This window comes from Rhodovulum bhavnagarense (assembly GCF_004343505.1).
GTDB classification, from domain to species: domain Bacteria; phylum Pseudomonadota; class Alphaproteobacteria; order Rhodobacterales; family Rhodobacteraceae; genus Rhodovulum; species Rhodovulum bhavnagarense.
In genome coordinates this window covers 1-17,244 of sequence record NZ_SLXU01000014.1, presented here as the reverse complement: position 1 = coordinate 17,244, position 17,244 = coordinate 1, and the positions used below count along the sequence as shown (strand labels likewise).

General features: G+C 65.3%; 14 protein-coding genes, 1 tRNA gene and 1 pseudogene. 12 read left to right on the top strand and 4 right to left on the bottom strand.

The window, feature by feature from the left end; genetic code table 11:
- Positions 1-7 precede the first annotated feature (7 nt).
- The 4 genes from EV663_RS12265 to rsfS all read right to left on the bottom strand — a co-directional run bounded on the left by EV663_RS12265 (position 8) and on the right by rsfS (position 3,759).
- Positions 8-1,165, bottom strand: coding sequence for a murein hydrolase activator EnvC family protein (locus tag EV663_RS12265; protein WP_132952264.1), 1,158 nt, complete (start codon positions 1,163-1,165; stop codon positions 8-10).
- Complete coding sequence (gpmI, locus tag EV663_RS12260) at positions 1,162-2,682, bottom strand: 2,3-bisphosphoglycerate-independent phosphoglycerate mutase (protein WP_132952262.1); 1,521 nt, start codon at positions 2,680-2,682, stop codon at positions 1,162-1,164. The genes EV663_RS12265 and gpmI overlap by 4 nt, the downstream gene beginning before the upstream one ends.
- Positions 2,683-2,818: 136 nt before the next feature.
- Positions 2,819-3,289, bottom strand: coding sequence for a 23S rRNA (pseudouridine(1915)-N(3))-methyltransferase RlmH (gene rlmH, locus EV663_RS12255; RefSeq protein ID WP_132952367.1), 471 nt, complete (start codon positions 3,287-3,289; stop codon positions 2,819-2,821).
- On the bottom strand, positions 3,289-3,759 hold the full coding sequence (gene rsfS, locus EV663_RS12250) for a ribosome silencing factor (RefSeq protein ID WP_132952260.1): 471 nt from the start codon (positions 3,757-3,759) through the stop codon (positions 3,289-3,291). The genes rlmH and rsfS overlap by 1 nt, the downstream gene beginning before the upstream one ends.
- A gap of 282 nt (positions 3,760-4,041) precedes the next feature.
- Between rsfS and leuC the strand changes: the two genes are divergently transcribed.
- From leuC to EV663_RS16065, 12 genes and pseudogenes are all read left to right on the top strand, one after another.
- Positions 4,042-5,460 carry a 3-isopropylmalate dehydratase large subunit gene (leuC, locus tag EV663_RS12240; protein ID WP_132952258.1) on the top strand — a complete coding sequence of 473 codons (1,419 nt, stop codon included), beginning with the start codon at positions 4,042-4,044 and terminating at the stop codon, positions 5,458-5,460.
- 12 nt (positions 5,461-5,472) lie between these two features.
- On the top strand, positions 5,473-6,078 hold the full coding sequence (leuD, locus tag EV663_RS12235; RefSeq protein WP_132952256.1) for a 3-isopropylmalate dehydratase small subunit: 606 nt from the start codon (positions 5,473-5,475) through the stop codon (positions 6,076-6,078).
- 279 nt (positions 6,079-6,357) lie between these two features.
- On the top strand, positions 6,358-7,200 hold the full coding sequence (locus tag EV663_RS12230; protein WP_132952254.1) for a hypothetical protein: 843 nt from the start codon (positions 6,358-6,360) through the stop codon (positions 7,198-7,200).
- The gene (locus EV663_RS12225) at positions 7,185-8,288 is read left to right on the top strand and encodes an endonuclease/exonuclease/phosphatase family protein (protein WP_341799039.1); all 1,104 of its coding nucleotides are present in this window, start codon (positions 7,185-7,187) and stop codon (positions 8,286-8,288) included. Before EV663_RS12230 ends, EV663_RS12225 begins: the two co-directional genes overlap by 16 nt.
- Before the next feature lie 59 nt (positions 8,289-8,347).
- Positions 8,348-9,451 carry a 3-isopropylmalate dehydrogenase gene (gene leuB / locus EV663_RS12220; protein WP_132952252.1) on the top strand — a complete coding sequence of 368 codons (1,104 nt, stop codon included), beginning with the start codon at positions 8,348-8,350 and terminating at the stop codon, positions 9,449-9,451.
- Between the two features lie 82 nt (positions 9,452-9,533).
- A complete protein-coding gene (locus tag EV663_RS12215) occupies positions 9,534-10,460 on the top strand; it encodes a DMT family transporter (RefSeq protein WP_165910192.1) in 927 nt (308 codons plus the stop codon).
- Positions 10,461-10,505: 45 nt separating this feature from the next.
- Positions 10,506-10,582 (top strand) — tRNA-Pro (locus EV663_RS12210).
- 200 nt (positions 10,583-10,782) lie between these two features.
- Positions 10,783-11,181: pseudogene (locus tag EV663_RS12205) on the top strand (esterase-like activity of phytase family protein); the annotation flags it as partial.
- Positions 11,182-11,270: 89 nt separating this feature from the next.
- Complete coding sequence (locus tag EV663_RS12200) at positions 11,271-13,478, top strand: glycosyltransferase family 32 protein (protein WP_132952248.1); 2,208 nt, start codon at positions 11,271-11,273, stop codon at positions 13,476-13,478.
- A gap of 3 nt (positions 13,479-13,481) precedes the next feature.
- Positions 13,482-15,716, top strand: a complete 2,235-nt coding sequence (locus tag EV663_RS12195; RefSeq protein WP_243697955.1) for a glycosyltransferase family 2 protein — start codon at positions 13,482-13,484, stop codon at positions 15,714-15,716.
- Positions 15,713-16,783 (top strand): glycosyltransferase family 2 protein, encoded by a 1,071-nt coding sequence (locus EV663_RS12190; protein WP_165910191.1) that lies wholly within the window; start codon positions 15,713-15,715, stop codon positions 16,781-16,783. Before EV663_RS12195 ends, EV663_RS12190 begins: the two co-directional genes overlap by 4 nt.
- A gap of 171 nt (positions 16,784-16,954) precedes the next feature.
- On the top strand, positions 16,955-17,244 hold a 290-nt coding region (locus EV663_RS16065; protein ID WP_425057140.1), incomplete at its 3' end, for an acetyl-coenzyme A synthetase N-terminal domain-containing protein.

The window sequence follows — 17,244 nt, the reverse complement described above, 5'->3', positions numbered from 1 at the left end:
CTCGTCCTCAATTCCCTGTCGTGACCGGCAGCTCGGCGAACCACCCGGTGGGGTCCACGGGGCGGCCGCCCTTTCTGAGTTCCATATAAAGCGTTTCCGATCGCCGTTCGCCACCACCTTCTGGCGCGGTGTCCAGAACCGCCTGCCTGCCTGGGTCGGCCCCGCCCATCAGACCGACCGGGTGGCCCGCGGGCAGGACCTCGCCCGGGTCACCATAAACCTGCGCAAGCCCTGCGAGCACCAGAAGATAGCCCTCTGCGGGTTCCAGGATCATCACATTTCCGTAGTCCAGAAGTGGGCCGCGATAGCGGATCGTGGCGGGCGCGGGCGTTGTCACAAGGGCGAGCGGCCGGGTGGCAAGCACCAGTCCGGGGCGTTCGACCCCTGCCGCGTCGGCCTCCTGGAAGGCGCGCAGGACAGTGCCTTGCACCGGCAGGGGCAGCCGGCCCCGCCGCGCGGCGAAATCGGGGGGGGCGCTGCCGCCCGGTGCCGTGGCGGGGCCCTGCACGATCAGCCCGGCGGCGAACCCGTCCAGCGTGTCGCTACCGTTGAGAAGCGCCCGCAGGCGGTCGGGGTCCTCGGCAAAGCGGCGGGGCAGGACGCGTCGTTCAGCCATGGCCTGGCTGAGGGCGGTGCGCGCGCGCTGGGCACTGTCCAGCCCTTCGGCCAGCGTGTCCGCGGCGCTTTGCTGCAGGCTGCGCATCAGCGCCACCTCCTGAAGCTGGGCGCGCAGCCTCTCGGCCTCGGCCTGGAGGGAGGGGGTGACGTCGCCCAGCATCATGCCCGCGCGCGCGGTGCCGAGCGGACCTGCGGGATGCAGCAAAACGAGAGCACCGGGGGCCTGTTCCATTCCGGTCAGCGCGCCCAGAAGGCGCGAAAGCTCTGCGCGCCGGGCCTCAAGCGAGAGCGTGATGGCGCGTTCCCGGATCGAGGCACGGCGCAACCCCTCGCGCAGCGCGGCGAGCCCGTCCTCGTAGGCGCGGATCGTTTCGGTCAGCGCAGCGACGCGGTCGCTTGCTTCCTCGGCCTCTTCCAGCGCGCGGCCGGCCTCTCGCAGCGCCTGTGCCGCGGCGCGGGCGGTGTCGGCGGGGTCGGGCTCGGCCTGCGCGCCCGAAAGGGGGACGGCCAGCGCCAAGGCGAGGATTGCGACCCGCGCCCGCCTCATTCCGCGATCAGGCTCTGGCCCGTCATCTCGGGCGGTCGGGGCAGGTTCATCAAGTGCAACAAGGTGGGCGCAAGGTCCGACAGACGCCCGTCGCGCAGCCGCGCCCCCGCAGGCCCGCCGACCAGGATCACGGGCACCGGGTTCAGCGTGTGCGCGGTGTGCGGCCCGCCGGTTTCGGGGTCGATCATCGTTTCGCAATTGCCGTGATCGGCGGTGACGATCATCGCGCCGCCCGCCTTTTCCAGCGCCTCCAATGCCCGGCCAAGACCAGAATCCACCGCTTCGCAGGCCTTGATCGCGGCGCCCAGATCGCCGGTATGGCCGACCATGTCGGGATTGGCGAAATTGACCACGATCAGGTCATAGCCCGCGCCGATCACCTCGACCAGCTTGTCGGTCACCGCGCCCGCGCTCATCTCGGGTTGCAGGTCATAGGTGGCGACCTTGGGCGAGGGCGGCATGAACCGGTCTTCGCCCGGCTCGGGGTCTTCCTTGCCACCGTTCAGGAAAAAGGTGACATGGGGGTATTTCTCGGTCTCGGCCAGGCGGAACTGGCGCAGCCCCTGTTTGGCAACCCATTCGCCGAGGGTGTTGACGATCTCGCGCTTGGGAAACACGGTCGTCATCCAGGCGTTGTGGGCATCGGAATATTCGACCATGCCCAGGATCGCTGACAGGCGCGGGCGCTTGCCGGTCTCGAAATCGTCGAAATCGGGCTGGGCGAAGGCGCGCAGGATCTCGCGCGCCCGGTCGGCGCGGAAATTCAGGCAGAACAAGCCATCGCCGTCCTTGATGCCCGGCGCGTCGTCAATGACGGAGGGTTCGATGAATTCGTCGGTCTCGCCGCGCGCATAGGCGGCGGTGACGGCCTCAAGGGGGGTGGCGACATCTTCGCCCAGACCACTGGCCATGGCGTGATAGGCCAGTTGCACCCGTGCCCACCGGTTGTCGCGGTCCATCGCATAGTAGCGGCCGATCACGCTGGCGATATGGGCGCCCTCGGGCAGGCCCGCCTGAAGCTCGGCGATGAAGCGGTCGGCGGATTTCGGCGCCACGTCGCGCCCGTCGGTGATCGCGTGGATCGCCACCGGCACCCCGGCAGCGGCGATGTAGCAGGCGGCGGCCAGGATATGGCGGATATGCCCGTGTACCCCGCCATCGGAGACCAGCCCCATCAGATGTGCGGTGCCGCCGGCGCCCCGAACCCGCGCGACGAAATCGTTCAGCGCAGGATTGGCGAGGAAGCTGCCATCCTCGATCGCGAGATCAATCTGGCCCAGATCCATCGCCACCACCCGGCCAGCGCCGATATTGGTATGGCCGACCTCGGAATTGCCCATCTGGCCCGAGGGCAGCCCCGCATCGGGGCCATGGGTCGTCAACTGCGCGTGCGGGCAGGTCGCCATCAGCCGGTCGAAATTCGGGGTGTCGGCCAGCAGCGGCGCGTTGCCCTCGGGCGTGGGGCCGATGCCCCAGCCATCGAGGATGCACAGGATGACGGGTTTGGGTGTGCTCATCTTTGGGCCCTTTTCGTGGTTGCGTCCGTTCTAGGCGGGCGGGCGGACAAGAACAACCACGGGATCGGGTCTGGCGAGGGGATGCGCCCGTGCCGGGCGCATGCCTCCGGCAGGGGTATTTGCGCCAAGAAGAAGGTCAGGCTCGGTGATAGGGGGTGCCGGCCAGGATCGCGGCTGCGCGGTAAAGCTGTTCGGTCAGCATCACGCGGGCCAGCATGTGCGGCCAGACCATGGCGCCGAGCGAGACGGTGATATCGGCCTGGTCACGCAGCGCCGGGTCCAGCCCGTCGGCGCCCCCGATCACGAAGGCGGCGTCGCCCCGCCCGTCATCGCGCCAGCGCGCCAGCAGGGCCGCGAATTCGGGCGAGGAGAGGGTCTTGCCGCGTTCGTCCAGCGCGCAGAGCGCTGCACCCTCGGGGAGCGCACGGGTCAGCAGCGCGGCCTCGGCGGGTTTGCCGCCGCCCTTGCGGTCCTCGACTTCGGTCAGGCGGAGTGGGCCGAGGCCGAGGGGACGCCCGGTTCGGTCGAAGCGGCGGGTGTAATCGGCGATCAGGCTTGCCTCGGGCCCGGCACGCAGCCGGCCCACGGCGCAGACATGGAGGCGCATCAGGTCCGGGCGGTGACGTTGTCCGGGGTCATCCACATCTTTTCGATCTGGTAAAACTCGCGCACCTCGGGACGGAAGACGTGGACGATGATGTCGCCCGCGTCGATCAGAACCCAGTCGCCCTGCTCCTTGCCTTCGAGCCGGACGGTGCGGCCGAAATCCTGTTTCAGGCGGTCGCGGAGCTTGTCCGAGATCGCCGAGACCTGCCGGGTCGAGCGCCCCGAGCAGACGACCATGTAGTCGGCCATGCTGGATTTGCCGCGCAGGTCGATGGTGGTTATCTCCTCGGCCTTGTCGTCCTCGAGCGAGGCAAGGATGTGGGCGAGAAGATCCTCGCTGGTCATATCGGGAAACAGCCCGGTCATGGCTGGGTTCGGTGCGACCGCGCGATGCGCGGTCTGTGCGTGGTGAGACAGGACATTGTCCTCCTGCGTTGCGCGCCGTCCAGGCCCCGGCGCCGGGCGTGGCATCAATGTAGCATCGGGGATGCGAAATCTCAATGTGCGCCGAAGGGGCACGGCGGCCCGGTGCGGGCAGCGGATCGGCGGCTTGCAGGCCGGTCAGCGCAGCGCACTTGATCGGCGGCAGGCAAGGGCGTATTTCAGCAGGCATGAAACGGATTTTCGACATGGACGACCGCGCGCGCCTGCCCTGGCGGTTTTTCGGTGCGTCGCTAGCGGTGCCTGCCCGCCCATGAGGCGGGTTGGCCCACGTCTTTATCCCCCATCGAATGACAAGCCGCGGAGAGGTCCATGACCGGCAAGACGCTTTATGACAAGATCTGGGATGCCCATCTGGTCGAGCAGGACGAGGATGGCACCTGCCTGATCTATATCGACCGCCACCTCGTCCACGAGGTGACCAGCCCGCAGGCCTTTGAAGGGTTGCGGATGGCGGGACGCCAGGTGCATGCCCCCGACAAGACCATCGCGGTGCCTGACCACAACGTGCCCACCACCGCGGGGCGCGAGGACACCGCGAACATGACCGAGGAAAGCCGCATCCAGGTCGAGGCTCTGGACCGCAACGCGCGCGAGTTCGGGATCAATTATTACCCGGTTGACGATATCAGGCAGGGGATCGTCCACATCATCGGGCCCGAACAGGGCTGGACCCTGCCAGGCATGACGATCGTCTGCGGCGACAGCCACACCGCGACCCACGGCGCCTTTGGCGCGCTGGCCCACGGCATCGGCACGTCCGAGGTGGAACATGTGCTGGCCACCCAGACCCTGATCCAGAAGAAGTCGAAGAACATGAAGGTCGAGATCACCGGGCAATTGCCGCCCGGCGTCACGGCCAAGGACATCACCCTGTCGATCATCGGCCATACCGGCACCGCGGGCGGCACCGGCTACGTGATCGAGTATTGCGGCGAGGCGATCCGGTCGCTGTCAATGGAGGGGCGGATGACCGTGTGCAACATGGCGATCGAGGGCGGCGCGCGTGCGGGTCTGATCGCACCCGATGAGACCACGTTCGACTATATCAAGGGCCGTCCTCACGCGCCCAAAGGCGCCCAGTGGGAAGCGGCGCTGGCCTGGTGGAAGACGCTCTATTCCGACGACGACGCCCATTGGGACAAGGTCGTGACGATCCGCGCCGAGGATATCGCGCCGGTTGTGACCTGGGGGACCTCGCCCGAGGATGTGCGCGCGATCACCGGCACCGTCCCCGCGCCCGAGGAGTTCCGGGGGGGCAAGGCCGAGGCCGCGCGCCGGTCGCTGGACTACATGGGGTTGGAGCCGGGAACGCCGCTCACCGATATCAAGATCGACGCGGTCTTCATCGGGTCTTGCACCAACGGCCGGATCGAGGATCTGCGCGCCGCCGCCGCGATCCTGAAGGACCGCAAGCTGGCCCCCGGCGTGCGCGGCATGGTGGTGCCTGGATCGGGCCTGGTGCGCGCGCAGGCCGAGGAAGAGGGGCTGGACGTCATTTTCAAGGAGGCCGGGTTCGAATGGCGCCTTGCGGGCTGTTCGATGTGCCTGGGCATGAACCCCGACCAACTGGCGCCGGGCGAACGCTGTGCGGCCACGTCCAACCGCAACTTCGAGGGCCGCATGGGTCGTGGCGGGCGCACCCACCTGATGAGCCCGGCCATGGCCGCGGCGGCGGGGGTCACGGGGCACCTGACGGATGTGCGCGAATTGATGGCGGAAACGGTGTAAGGAGCGGGACCGATGGAAAAGTTCGAAAAACTCACCGGCATCGCGGCGCCCTTGCCGCTGGTCAATGTCGATACAGACATGATCATCCCCAAGCAGTTCCTGAAAACGATCAAGCGCACGGGGCTGGGCGTGAACCTGTTCGACGAGATGCGCTATGACGCGGATGGCAACGAGAAGCCCGACTTCGTGCTGAACAGGCCGCAGTATCGCAACGCGGAAATCCTGATCGCGGGCGACAATTTCGGCTGCGGGTCGTCGCGCGAACATGCGCCTTGGGCGATCAAGGATTTCGGCATCCGCTGTGTCGTGGCGCCCAGTTTCGCCGATATCTTCTTCAACAACTGTTTCAAGAACGGCATCCTGCCGGTGGTGTTGCCGCAAGAGCAGGTGGATATCCTGATGAAGGATGCCGAGAAAGGCGCGAACGCGCGGATGACGGTGGACCTGGAAAACCAGACGATCACGACATCCGAGGGCGAGGTGATCGCCTTTGACGTCGATCCGTTCCGCAAACACTGCTTGCTGGAGGGGTTGGACGATATCGGGCTGACGTTGGAAAAGGCCGCCGCCATCGACGGGTTCGAATCAAGCATGGCACAGGCGCGCCCCTGGGTTTGACCGCTTTGGGGGCGGTATTGTGGCGCCTGTGGGCGCCGGAACAAGATGTTGGGCCGTCCTTTGGGGCGGCCCTTTTTTTGCTGCGGAATTGATGCAAAGCGGTGACAGTTGCCCCACCAAATCGCCAAAAATAAGTCGTTATAGTTAGCGTCAGGTTGCTGGATTGCTGGAAATTTGGCAAAAAAGGGGCAAATCCATGGCAGACCGTCACAATTTACGGGTCGCCGGAACAAGTTGCGCGGCAACGCATCGCGCACGGGCAGTCAAGGGGCTAGGGCAGTGATCTCGCGGGTGTTTGGCGCCGCGTTGCGCGCATTTTTCGTGGTTCTCATGATCTCTTTGCCCTCGCTGTTATTGCCGGGGGTGATCGGCGATATCACCCAGATCGTCGCCCTGTTGTGCATTTTTGCGGCCGGGCTCGTTTTTTTCGAGTATTCTGCGATCTCTCCGGGGTTGGTAGAGTTTCGGGACGCCCCGCCTTTCAATCGCATCCGCTTTGCCGCGATGTTCTTCACGGTGATGATGCTGACGCTGATCTGCAAGGGGCAGGTCGAGCCGACGACGCTGACGATGTTTGCCTCGGCAATCGGGTCGGTGATCGCGCAGGTCACGGATTTTCCCTATAGCCCCGTGCATCTGTTCATCGGACTATTGCCCGAGGGCACAGATCCCGCGCAGGTTCAGCTTGTGCGCGTTTCAGCCGGCGTGGCCTACCTGGTCTCCGTGGTGTCACTGGGTGTGTTCGTCCTGGTAACCCGCATCAAGACCTGGCCTTCGCGAAACGGCGCGTTCAATGTCTGGGTGAACCTGCCCACCTTTGACCCGACCGCGGGCGGTGACGTGGTCGAGAGGCTGAACCGGGATGCGCGGTTCAATATTGCGCTCGGCGTCGTGCTGCCTTTCGTCGTTCCGGTGGTGATCCAGGCTTCGAGCATGTTGTTCTCGCCCTTCACGTTGGGCAGCCCGCATACCCTTATCTGGACGGTTTCCGCATGGGCGCTTTTTCCTGCTGGTCTTTTCATGCGCGGGATCGCGATCGGGCGCGTCGCGGCGATGATCGTCGAACAGCGGCGTCGTGGCGGGCCAATGGCCCCCGATCGGCCCGATTGCGTACCGGCCTGATCCTTGCCGCGCTGATGCTGGCCGCGGGCGCCGCCCAGGCCCAGACGCTGCGTGTTGCGACCTACAATGCCGGGTTGGCGCGGTCCGGTCCGGGCCTGTTGCTGCGGGATATCGCGCATGGGCGCGACGCGCAGGTGGCGGCTGTGGTGCAGGTGATCGCGTGGGCCGCCCCCGATATCGTCTTGGTGCAGGGTGTCGATTGGGATGCCGAGGGGCGGGCACTGGCGGCGCTTGCCGCGGCGCTGGGCGAGGCGGGTCAGGTCTATCCCCATCTCTTTGCCCCGCAGGGCAATCGCGGGCTACGCAGCGGAGTGGATCTCGATGGCGACGGGCGGATCGGGGGGGCGGGCGATGCGCAGGGCTTTGGCACCTTTACCGGGCAGGGCGCCATGGCGATCTTGTCGCGCCATCCCGTCGATATCGGTGCCGTGCGGGATTTCTCGGGCCTGCTTTGGGCCGATCTGCCGGGCGCGTCGCTGCCTCGGGTGCAGGGCCGCCCCTATCCCTCGTCACAGGCGCAGGCGGTACAGCGGCTGTCGAGCAGCGGGCATTGGGACGTGCCGATTCTCGTTGGCGATAGCGTGCTGCATCTCCTTGCATTTCATGCCACGCCCCCGGTTTTCGACGGGCCAGAGGATCGCAACGGGCTGAGAAACCGGGACGAGTTGCGGCTTTGGCAGATCTACCTCGACGGAGGCTTGCCAGGGCCCGCGCCGCCGGCGGGCCGTTTCGTGATCCTGGGCGATGCCAATCTCGACCCATGGGACGGCGATGGGCGGGGGGCGGCAATGCGCGCGCTGCTGAACGATCCGCGCCTGATCGATCCGTGCCCCGCCAGCCCGGGGGGGGTGGCCGCGGCGGCCGCGCAAGGGGGGGTAAATGCCGCGCATCAGGGCGATCCGGCGCTCGATACCGCCGACTGGGCGGATGATGGCCCCGGAAACCTGCGGGTCGATTATGTGCTGCCCTCTTCCGATCTTGCCGTGACCGGCGCGGGTGTGTTGTGGCCCACCGATGGCCCGCTGTCCGAAACCGTGGCGGCGGCCTCGCGCCACCGGCTGGTCTGGGTCGATATCGCCTTGCCTTGACCGCGGACAAGGCAGGAGATAGGCCCGATCCCGACCCTCAGATGACAAGGATTGCGCCCATGACCGATACACTTCTGATCCTGCCCGGCGACGGCATCGGCCCCGAGGTGATGGCCGAGGTTTCCCGCATCATCGACTGGTTCGGCGACAAGCGCGGGCTGAAATTCGACGTCTCCGAGGACCTGGTGGGCGGTGCGGCCTATGACGTGCATGGCGTGCCGCTGGCGGATGCCACGATGGCCAAGGCGCAAGAGGTGGACGCGGTCCTTCTGGGCGCGGTCGGTGGACCGAAATACGACAACCTCGATTTCAGCGTGAAGCCCGAGCGCGGCCTGTTGCGCCTGCGCAAGGAGATGGACCTGTTCGCCAACCTGCGCCCGGCCCAGTGTTTCGACGCGCTGGCCGATTTCAGCTCGCTCAAACGCGACGTGGTGGCGGGGCTGGACATCATGATCGTGCGCGAACTGACCAGCGGCATCTATTTCGGTGAACCGCGCGGCATCATCGAAGAGAACGGCGAGCGGGTGGGGATCAACACCCAGCGCTATACCGAATCGGAAATCGACCGGGTGGCGCGGTCGGCCTTTGAACTGGCGCGCAAGCGGGGCAACAAGGTTTGCTCGATGGAGAAGGCCAACGTCATGGAATCGGGTATCCTGTGGCGCGAGGTGGTGCAGCGCGTCCACGATGCGGATTACCCGGATGTGGAACTGTCGCACATGTATGCCGATGCGGGCGGCATGCAACTGTGCCGCTGGCCCAAGCAGTTCGACGTGATCGTTACCGACAACCTGTTCGGCGACCTGCTGTCGGACGTGGCGGCGATGCTGACCGGATCGCTGGGGATGCTGCCCTCGGCCAGCCTGGGCGCACCGATGGCCAATGGCCGGCCCAAGGCGCTGTATGAACCGGTGCACGGCTCGGCCCCCGACATCGCCGGGCAGGGCAAGGCCAACCCGATCGCCTGTATCCTGAGCTTTGCCATGGCGCTGCGCTATTCCTTCGACCAGGGGGACGAGGCGACGCGGCTGGAAAAGGCGGTGGAAAAGGTGCTGGCCGATGGCGTGCGCACCGCCGATCTGATGCAGGCCGAGGGTGGAACTCCGGTCACCACGGCCGGTATGGGCGATGCCATTCTGGCCGCATTGGAGGCCAGCCTCTGAGCCAGCGCCATGGTGCCGGGCGCACTTGCCAGTGCGCTCGCGCCTCGACACTCTGGCGCCGGTCTTCGGATGGGGCGGCTGCATGATCTCGAACAATCTGCGGGGCGCGTTTTTCGCGCTGGCGGGCTTTGGCGCGTTCTCGCTGCATGATGCGGTGGTCAAGGCGCTGGGAGGGTATTACGCGCCGGTTCAGATCGTCTTTTTCAGCGCGCTTTTCGGGTTTCCCCTGGTTGCGCTGGTGCTGATTGGGCAGGGTAGCGGCGGGCTGCGCCCGGTGCATCCATGGTGGAACGCGTTGCGCACGCTGGCGCTGATGGTGGTGATGCTCAGCGCGTTTTACGCCTTTGCGACGATACCCTTTGCGCAGGCTTACGCGCTGATCTTTGCAACACCGCTGATCATCACGGCGCTATCCGTGCCCATGTTGGGCGAAAGGGTGGGGCCGCGACGCTGGGCGGCCGTGGTTTTGGGGCTGCTGGGCGTGCTGATCGTGCTGCGCCCCTGGGGCGAGGCGCATCTGGCGCCGGGGCATCTCGCGGCGCTGTTCTCTGCCTTTGCCGGCGCGCTGGTGGCATTGATCATGCGCAAGATCGGCAATGCCGAACGCAGCGCGGTTTTCCTGCTTTACCCGATGCTGGCGAACGTGGTGGTTATGGGGGCGGTGTTGCCGCTGGTCTATGAGCCGATGCCGATCCTGCATCTCGGCGGAATGGCCCTTGTGGCGCTGGGCTCGGTGACGGCAATGGGACTGATCATCCTTGCCTACCGCGCGGGCGAGGCGGTGGTGGTCGCGCCGATGCAATACAGCCAGATGCTCTGGGCGATCGGGCTGGGTTACCTGGTCTTCGGCGAGCGGGTTGATGGCGCGACGCTGGCCGGATCGGCGGTGATCGCGCTTAGCGGGCTCGGAATTCTGTGGCGTGAGGGTCAGTTACCCCCCTCCTCCGCCCGGCCCGCGCTGCATGGCCGCGCCCGCCCGGACCCCGCCCCGTCAAACGGCCCCGAATGACCCCTTGCAAAACCCCGCGGCGCAGGCTAATCCGCCTGCCACGGTCGGAGTGTAGCTCAGCCTGGTAGAGCACTGTCTTCGGGAGGCAGGGGCCGGAGGTTCGAATCCTCTCACTCCGACCAATAAAATAAGGGCTTTCGGCCATCTTGCTTGGTTCTGATTCCCTGCATTTCTGGGACCGTTCCCAGATATGAGATTTCCTTGATCGAAACTGGTGCGCTTGGGTGGTCCTTTTGGGGGCGCTTGGGATCGGCGGCTAAGGAGATTGATCAGTTTCTTGCGGGCCGTGAACGACGGGTGCTAAGGGTTCCTGGCGACGTTCTTCAAGATCGACACCACGCAGACACTGGCCCGGATCGTCTACGCGATCCGCATTACCCGTGGCGGTCAGCCGGCGCAAAAGCTGGACATCGAGGGCATCGCGCTGGACGGCAAGGGCGGTTTCTGGCTGGCCTCTGAGGGTAATACCGTCAAGCTGGTGCCGCACGCGGTTTGTCACGTGAATGGCAAGGGCGAGATCAAGAAGGAAATCGCCCTGCCGGCGGGACTCTTGGCGGTCGAGACCCGTTTTGGCTTCGAGGGCGTGACACGCATCGGCGAAACCCTGTGGATGGCCGTTCAGCGCGCGTGGAAGGACGACCCGAAGAACCACGTCAAACTGGCGTCCTACAATATCGACACCGGCGAACTGGGCGCGGTTCGCTATGAAAAGGCCGCGCCTGTGCCCAGGCGCAGCGGGTGCCGGCCTCTTTTCGCCCTCTACCCAAGATACCGCCAAAGGCTTAGACTGGCCCGAAAGGGCAGGGGCAAATGGCACGCATACGCGAAGTGGGAAGCCTGTGGATCGGCGGGGCGCTGAGCTGGATGGAACAGCTTTGCCTGAAGTCCTTTGTCGACCGGGGGCAGCGGATCACCCTTTTCAGCTATGAACCCCTGCCAAACGTCCCCGAGGGCGTGATTTGCCGCGACGGGCGCGAGATCATCGATACCGACAATTTCATCAAGTACGAGAAAAAGGACAGCTATGCGCTGTTCGCCGACCTGTTCCGCCTGCACATGATCCGCAAGTGTCCCGGCATGATCTGGGTCGATACCGACGTCTACTGCTGGCGGCCGCTGGACTATGACAGCGATTATGTCATGGGATACGAGTTGCCCGGCGAGTATCGGGTCAACAACGCGGTTCTCGGTCTGCCTGCCGATAGCGATATGCTGAGGCAGATGCTGGATTTTACCGAGGATCGGTTTTCCATTGCGCCGTTTCTGCCAGAGCGGTTGCGCGCCGATTACAGTGACGCGCACGACGCGGGGCGACCCGTTCATGTCAGCCAGCAGCCATGGGGCGTATGGGGGCCGCTGATGGTGACCCATTTCGTGCATGCGCTGGGGCTGGCCGACAAGGTCCAGCCGATAGACGCCTTTTACCCGGTCGATTTCCGCGAACGCACGCTGTTTCTGAAAGACGCCGCCCGCGCCGAGGCCCGGATCACCCCGCGCACCACCGCGCTGCATCTTTGGGCCTCGAACAAGAGGCAACTGGGCAAGCGTCATGACGGGTTGCCGCCCAAGGGGTCTTTCCTTGCCCGGCTGGTTGATAAGCAGGGGATCAACCCCGCCGAATCCCCGATCAAGAGCCGGGGCAAGACCACGTTCGACGGAGGCCTGATCGACGAGATCGGCTTGGACGAGGTCACGTCTATTGCGGACCTGTCGGGCGGCGCGCGGGCCTTTGTGCTGGCTGCGCACCACAAATACGATTGCGACATCTATCTGGTCAGTATCAACGGCAAGGGTCGGTTCGAGGACCGAGCCGAATGGATCGATCCCTATGTTGATTTCCTGGTCGAGAACGAGGTCGATCCCCAGAGCATTCATATCGTCCGCCGGGAAAAGGATCTGCACCCTGTCGATATCCTGGCCAATCTCGACGGGTTCGGCGCAAGTCACAACGTTCGCCACCTAAAGCCGTTTCTTGAACATTGCCTGCATTCGGGCAGCCGGCTTTACATGGATGTGCGCAAGGGGTCTGGCGCGTTCCCGCTTTTGCGCGATTATGGCACCAACCGGGTGATTTCCGAACAACGCACGGATGGTGTCACGACCACCCGGATCGAGTTGACCCCCTTGCCCCCGAAAGCCGAGGATGCCGCGGCGGCCTGGGTCGATATCGCCCGCGACCTGGCGGGGCCAGAGGGGTTCTTTCGCCCCGGCGATGACGGGCATTCGTTCCTTTACATGCCGCGGTCCAGGGATGTCCTGGTCGTCAGTTTCGACAATCTCGACATCGCCATGAACAATCGCGAAGATCGCCGCCCTTGGGGCTTTTCCTTCATCGAGAAACAGGGCTGGTCAATGCTGGGCGTGATGGCCAATGGCTGGACGTGGTATCGCGATCCCTGGGTCTGGGCACAGTTCGACGCGTTGCGCGACAGCGGCTTTTTCGGCCAGTTCGGGCGCGTGGTGTTCTACGGCGCCTCGATGGGGGGCTATGCGGCCTGCGCCTTTTGCCCTGCCGCGCCGGGATCTGACGTGGTGGCGATCAGCCCGCAATCGACGCTGGACAAGACCGTGGTCCCCTGGGAAACGCGCTACAAGGTGGCGTGGGAGCGCGATTTCACCGGCCCCTACGGCGATGCGGCCCAGGTCTCGGGCGTGGCGCGGCGGGTGTCGATCCTGTATGACCCTTACGAGCCGCTGGATGCCGCGCATGTCGCGCGCTTTTCCCATGACAACGTCCAGCGTCTGCGCACGCCGCTTCTGGGTCACCGGCTGGGATCGTCCCTGCACCAGATGGGGATCCTGTCGCCCATCGTGTTGCAGGCGCTGGGCGGTACTCTGGATACGGGGCAGTTCTACCGCCTGCTGCGTGCGCGCAAGGATTTCCCCCGCTACCAGCGAGAGCTATTCGACCGGGCGGTGGCGCGCGGGCATACGCAACTGGCCCGCCAACTGGCCGATCACGTTCTTGCCCGCGGCGAGAACCGCGCGATCCGCAAACGGCTCAAGGCGATGGGCTGATCCGTGTTCGCGGTCCGATGCATAACCCCCGTCGCCTCGGGCAAGGCCGTTCTGTTCGACGCGGTCGCGCATCCCCTTGATGGGGGGCAGGTGGCCACGCTGTTTTTCAACCGCACCACCCCGCCCGAGGCGATCGCCTCGGGAGCGCAGGATATGGCCGCTGATATCGTCACCATCGCCAATTCGCCGGTCCTGCGGATCGATCTTCCGGCTGGCGGGGAAGGGCTGACCTTGCGGCTGGACGGCCGTGAATGCCAGATCGCCCCGCACCCGGCCGAGCCCGGCCTGCTTGCCGGGCACAACGTGGCGCTGGCGCTGCGCAACGGCGAAAGCGTGCGCACGGTTGCCGACTGGCTGGACTATCACATCGCCCATCACGGTTTGACCGGCGCGTTGATCCTGTCGCGGGCGCAACCCGGCACAGATTCCGCCTTTGCAGCCGGGATCGAGGCATGGTTGGCCGGAAACCATCCCGATTTTGTCCTGTTGCTGGTTGAGATCGACTATCCGCTCGGCAACCCGGTGCTGCCGCCCGAGGCGCATCCCTACTGCGCCCCCGATGCGCCGGGCAAGGACAGGATGGATATTCCCCCGCCCGATCCGTGGCGGTCCCCGCTGGCCGAGTTCGTCCTGTACGAATGGGCGCGCACGCGGTTCCTGGGGCAGGCCCGCGCGGTCTGCGCGCTTGATGTCAGCGACCTCCTGAGCCCGCATGCGGGTCCGAACGTCTTTGACCTGACCGCGTCGTCCGAAACCGGCTATGTGCAATTGCTGGGCCGCAACTGTTATCCTTGGCGGGTGCGCAAGGGGGCTGCGGCGACGTTCGGCGATCATACCTGCGTACAGTTCGACAATCGCCGCCTGAAACGGCGCTGGTGCGTGGCGCCGGCCATGGTCCCTCGTGAAACCTATTGGCGACAAAGCCGGATCGGACGGGCCAGGCCGCTGCCTGAATACCGCATGTTCCACCGTTTCATGGCGATCCGGCATCCGACCGACTCGATCGCCACCATCGTGCCCAAGACCAGCCTGATCGAACGCGACGACCTGATCGCGCTGGCCACCGGGTTGCTGGGCCACAAGCCCGTTCCGATGCCCGCGGTCAAGCCGGATCACTCCCATAATGGCCGCCGCGCCATCGTGACCACGATGAAGAACGAGGGCCCCTTCATCCTTGAATGGATCGCCTATCACCGCGCCATCGGGGTGGACGATTTCCTGATCTACACCAACGACTGCACCGACGGTACGGACGAGTTGCTGGACATCTTGCAGGATGAGGGCATCGTTCAGCACCGCGACAACCCGTTCCGCGGCACCGGGCTGAAGCCCCAGCATGCTGCCTTGCAGGCCGCCGAGTCAGAGCCGCTGATCACCGGCGCCGACTGGGCGATCTGCATGGACGTTGACGAATATATCGACGTCAAATGCGGCGACGGCACGCTGGACGCGCTGTTCGCCGCTGTGGGCGATGTCAACATGATCTCGCTGACCTGGCGGCTTTACGGCAATTCGGACGTGCACGCCTATCAGGATCGCTTCGTCATCGACCAGTTCACCCGCTGCGCCCGCGAATTCGCGAACAAGCCGCACCAGGCCTGGGGTTTCAAGACGCTGTTCCGCAATATCGGCCTGTTCAAGAAACTGGGCGTGCACCGCCCCAAGGGGCTGAACCCGCAGCTTTGGGAACAGGTCCGATGGGTCAACGGATCGGGCCAGCCGATGCCGCGAGAGATGTATCGAAACGCCTGGCGCTCGACCGCGCAGACCTATGGCTATGACCTTGTGCAACTGAACCATTACGCGGTCCGTTCCGCCGAGAGTTTCCTGGTCAAGCGCGACCGCGGCCGGGTGAACCATGTCGATCGCGACCAGGGCCTGGCCTACTGGTTCCGCATGAACAACAACGAGGAAGAGGACAACTCGATCCGCCGCATGATCCCGGCCGCGCAGGCGGAATTCGACCGGCTGATGGCTGTGCCGCGCATCGCCGGGGCGCATAACGCCGCCGTCACCGCCCACCGCGCCAAGATCGCCGAATTACGTGCCAGCGGGAACTTCGAAAATTTCTATGCCGAGATCACCGGCGAACGGATGCAACGCCTGTCGCGCCTGCACCGCCATTTCGGCGCCAACGTGTTCCTGCGCGGTCCCGAATGCGTGCCAGATGCGGTCGTGGCACGTGGCCCGGACGAGGATTTCTTTTTCACAGTCGAGGCCGGGGAGACCGCGCATTGAGTCCCCCGCGCATCCTGCTGGTCACGACGGCGCGCAACGAGGGTCCGTTCCTGCTGGAATGGCTCGCCCATCACCTGGGCGCGGGGGCGACCGACATCCTGGCCTTTTCCAACGATTGCCAGGACGGGACCGACGCGATGCTGGACGTTCTGGCCGGGGCGGGCATCCTGACCCATATCGCCCATTCCGCGCCGCCGGGCGTCAGTATCCAGTGGCAGGCCCTGCGCGCGGCATGGAAGCATCCCTTGCGAAAGGCGGCGGACTGGATCATGGGGTGCGATCTGGACGAGTTCGTCAACATCCATACCCCCGGCCATACCCTGACCGACCTGATCGCGGCGTTGCCGCAGGATGCCGATGCCATTGCCCTGCCCTGGCGGCTGTTCGGCGATAACGGCGTCTTCACCTTTCAGGATCGCCCCGTCACCGAACAGTTCACCTCCGCGATCCCGCCCGGCTGTGCCTATCCGGTCGCGGCCAGCCTGTTCAAGACGCTGTTCCGCGCGGCCGGTCCGTTCAACGGGCTTGGCGTGCATCGCCCCCGGCAGAAGGCGGCCGAAAAGGCCGGACTGCCGCGCTGGGTCGATGGGGCAGGGCAGCCGCTGCCAGATGCCTTTGCGGGAAACGACGCGCGCCTTTCGCTTTACGGGCTGTCCGGGGGGCGCGCGCTTGCCGAGATCAACCATTATTCGGTGAAATCCGCCGAAAGCTTCCTGGTCAAGCGCGCGCGCGGCCTGCCCAACAGGGCCGACAAGGCGCTGGACCTGACCTATTGGGTGGAACGCAATTTCAACAGCGTTCAGGATAACAGCATCGCGGCGATGGCGTCCGCGACGGCGGATCGGCTGGCGCAGTTGCGCGCGATCCCCGGCCTGCGCGACCTGCACAGGGCCGCCATCGCCTGGCACCGGGCAGAAATCGACCGCCAGCTCGCCACGCCCGAGGGTCACAGACTTTACACGCGTCTTCTGGTCGCGGGTGAAAGCCGGCCCTTGCCGCGATCGGTTCAGCACCGGCTGATCGGGCTGTTCCGGACGCTGCCCCGAGGCGGCCCGGACCTGGGCTGATCCGTTCGTCACGCGGGCGGCCTGCCGGTCGCGGCGGGGGGGGCTTGTCACCTCGCCCCACCCCCTCCCGGGGCCGTGCCGCCTTGTCTTGGCGTGCGGGGTACTTGCGGGGATGTAAATGAATTTACAAACTTCTCCGCTGCGCAGAAGGCGAATTTACAAATCTTTTCCATGTGCAGCCTTGCCGCTTTGCTTCTCACGAAGATTTGCGGAAAAGCGAGGTCGAGAGGCCGGACGTTCCCTGCGCTGGCCATGACCATTCCATCCATTCGGAAAAAGGGGCCGAGCATGACTGACAAAGCCGCCACTCTCGAACTCGACCAGACCTACGCTCCGCGCGCTGATTTTTCGCGTTCTGCCCATGTTGACGCGGCCAAGTATGACGAGATGTACCGCGCCTCGATCACGGACCCCGAGGGGTTTTGGGGCGAGCATGGCAAGCGACTTGACTGGATCAGGCC